The following is a 3,241-nucleotide window of genomic DNA, read 5'->3' as shown; positions in this document are numbered from 1 at the left end:
GAGCGTGCCGGATGGTGTGGATGCCGGTTTCTGGGATGCGGTGGAGCGTGGTGATCTGCCGGCGCTGGCTGAGACGTTGGCGTTGGAGGCTGGTGAGTCGCTTGCGGCGGTGGTGCCGGCGTTGTCGGCGTGGCGTCGGCAGAGCCGGGAGCGGTCGTTGGTGGACGGCTGGCGTTATCGGGTGACCTGGTCGCCGGTGCCGGATGCGCAGGCTGTGACCCGGGCTGGTGACTGGCTGGCGGTGGTTCCCCGGGAGGCGGAGGACTCGGCGTGGGTCGCGGAGGTTCTGCGGGGGCTGGGTGCGTGTGGGTTGCGCCTGGTGACCGTGGAGCTGGGCGCGGACGAGGCCGATCGCGCGCTGGTCGGCGAGCGGGTCGGCAAGGCCGTGAGCGAGGCCGGGGTGCCGTTCGCTGGTGTGGTGTCGTTGCTGGGTCTGGCGGAGGGCCGGTGTGAGGTTGCGCCGTCGGTTCCGTCGGGTGTCGCGCTGACGTTGGTGTTGATGCAGGCGTTGGGTGATGCCGGGGTGGAGGCGCCGTTGTGGTGTCTGACCCGTGGTGCGGTGTCGACGGGGCTGTCCGACGGGCTGCGCAGTGCGGTGCAGGCCCAGGTCTGGGGTCTGGGTGGTGTCGCGGCTTCGGAGTTGGGGCGGCGTTGGGGTGGTCTGGTGGACCTTCCCGAGGTGGTGGACGGCCGCACGATGGGTCGGCTGGTCGGGGTGCTCGGTGGTGTGTCGGGTGAGGACCAGGTGGCGTTGCGGGCGTCGGGTGTGCTGGGGCGTCGGGTGCAGCGTGCCGGTGTGCGGGCCGGGGTGTCTCAGTGGCGTGCGTCGGGCAGTGTGCTGATCACTGGTGGTACGGGTGCGTTGGGTGCGCATGTGGCCCGCTGGCTGGCGGGTCGTGGTGCGGAGCATCTGGTGCTGGTGAGTCGGCGTGGTCCGGCCGCGGCGGGTGCTGGGGAGCTGTGCGCGGAGCTGGAGGCACTGGGTGCCCGGGTGACGGTGGTGGCGTGTGATGCGGGTGACCGTGAGGCGCTGGCGGCGGTGCTGGCGGGGATCCCGGCGGAGCTGCCGCTGACGGCGGTGGTGCATACGGCGGGTGTGCTGGACGACGGTGTGCTGGAGGCGATGACGCCGCAGCGTTTCGAGGCTGTGCTGCGTTCGAAGGCGGAGGCCGCGCGTCACCTGCACGAGCTGACCGCCGGGATGGACCTGTCGGCGTTCGTGTTGTTCTCGTCGTTCTCGGGGACGGTGGGTGCGGCTGGTCAGGCGAACTATGCCGCGGCGAACGCGTTCCTGGACGCGCTGGCCGAGCAGCGCCGGGCGGCGGGCCTGCCCGCGACGTCCATCGCGTGGGGCCCGTGGGCCGACGGAGGCATGGCCGCCAAGGACGCGGCGGTCAGCGACCGCATGGAGCGGTTCGGGCTGCCGCCGATGGAGCCCGAGCTGGCGATCGCCGCGCTGCAGCGAGCACTTGAGCAGGACGAGACCTGCCTCGCCATCACCGACATCGACTGGCAGCGCTTCGTGGCCGGCCTGAGCGGCGCGACCCGCCTCGGGCTGCTCTTCGGCGACCTGGCCGAGGTCCGGCAGCTGCGCCGGGCTCCCGAGCCGGGTACGGTCGGCGATGTCCCGTCCTCGGACGGACCCGCGCTGGCCCAGAGCCTCGCCGGTCTGCCGGAGGCCGAACGTGAGCGCATCCTGCTCGACCTGGTGCGCACGCACACGGCCACCGTGCTCGGACACGCCTCGCCCGACGGCATCCGGCCCGAAGGCGGCTTCTTCGAGATCGGCTTCGACTCCCTGACGGCGGTTGAGCTCAGGAACCGCCTGAACGCGGCCACCGGCCTGCAGTTGGGCGCGACCGCGCTGTTCGACTACGCCTCACCGCTCGCCCTCGCCGGTTACCTGAAGGACGAGTTGGCCCAGGACGTCACGCCAGGCGCGTCGTTGTCGGAGGAGATCGACAGGTTGGAGTCCGTCATCTCCACCCTGTCGCTGGACGGCATCGCGCGCTCCAGGGCAGCCGTACGGCTCCAGGCCCTACTGACCAAGTTGACGGAAGGCGAGAGCGGTTCGGGTGCCGCCGCTCACGACGACGACCTGCAGGACGTGTCGATTGACGAACTGTTCGATGTCATCGATCGAGAACTCGGGGACGCCTGAGATGAGCACGAAGATTTCGGTTTCCTTGAGGGAGCAGGGCTGATGTCCAACGAAGAGAAGCTTGTCGACTACCTCAAGCGCGTGATGGGCGATCTGCGTCAGACGCAGCGCCGCCTGCGCGATGTGGAGGACAAGGCCCGCGAGCCGATCGCGATCGTCTCGATGAGCTGCCGCTTCCCCGGGGGCGTCGAGTCCCCGGAGGAGCTGTGGGAACTGCTGGCCCAAGGCGGGGACGCCGTGGGCGAGTTCCCCGACGACCGGGGTTGGGACATCGAGCGGCTTTACGACGCCGACCCCGACCGGACGGGCACCTCGTACGTGCGCGAGGGCGGCTTCCTTCACGGTGCGGGAGAGTTCGACCCGGCGTTCTTCAGCATCTCGCCGCGTGAGGCGCTGGCCATGGACCCGCAGCAGCGCCTGCTGCTGGAGACTGCCTGGGAGACCGTGGAGCGGGCCGGTATCACCCCGGCGTCGCTGCGCGGCAGCAAGGCCGGCGTCTTCATGGGAACCAACGGCCAGGACTACGCGGTCGCCCTGCGTCAGGCTCCCGAAGGCGTCGAGGGGTACCTGGCCACCAGCAGCGCCGCGAGCGTGGTGTCGGGCCGGCTCTCGTACGTCTTCGGGCTGGAGGGCCCGGCGGTGACGGTGGACACGGCGTGCTCGTCGTCGCTGGTGGCGCTGCACCTGGCCGCGCAGGCACTGCGGTCGGGAGAGTGCTCGCTCGCCCTGGCCGGCGGCGTCACCGTCATGGCGACCCCCTGGGTCTTCGTGGAGTTCAGCCGGCAGCGCGGGATGGCGCCCGACGGCCGGAGCAAGGCGTTCTCCGCGGCGGCCGACGGGGCCGGGTGGGGGGAAGGCGTCGGCGTCCTGCTCCTGGAACGGCTCTCGGACGCCCGGCGTCACGGGCACCCGGTCCTGGCGGTCATCCGCGGCACCGCGGTCAACCAGGACGGTGCAAGCAGCGGGTTGACGGTCCCGAACGGGCTCTCCCAGCAGCGCGTGATCCTGGACGCCTTGGCGAACGCGCGGCTGTCGGCTGCGGAGGTGGACGCGGTCGAGGCGCACGGGACGGGTACGACA

The 3,241-nt window shown here is 71.2% G+C and carries 2 protein-coding genes; both read left to right on the top strand.

Annotated features, from left to right (window positions below):
• Nucleotides 1-2,161, top strand: a 2,161-nt coding sequence (locus K7G59_RS34220; RefSeq protein ID WP_225840586.1) for an SDR family NAD(P)-dependent oxidoreductase, incomplete at its 5' end; no start/stop codon positions are given.
• A 42-nt stretch (nucleotides 2,162-2,203) separates the two neighbouring features.
• Nucleotides 2,204-3,241, top strand: a 1,038-nt coding sequence (locus tag K7G59_RS34215; protein WP_308295128.1) for a beta-ketoacyl synthase N-terminal-like domain-containing protein, incomplete at its 3' end; no start/stop codon positions are given.

It is taken from the genome of Streptomyces sp. NK08204, from assembly GCF_020400585.1.
In the GTDB taxonomy this organism is placed as follows: Bacteria; Actinomycetota; Actinomycetes; order Streptomycetales; family Streptomycetaceae; genus Streptomyces.
Note: the sequence above shows the minus strand (reverse complement) of the source record. Positions and strands in the feature narration are given on the sequence as shown.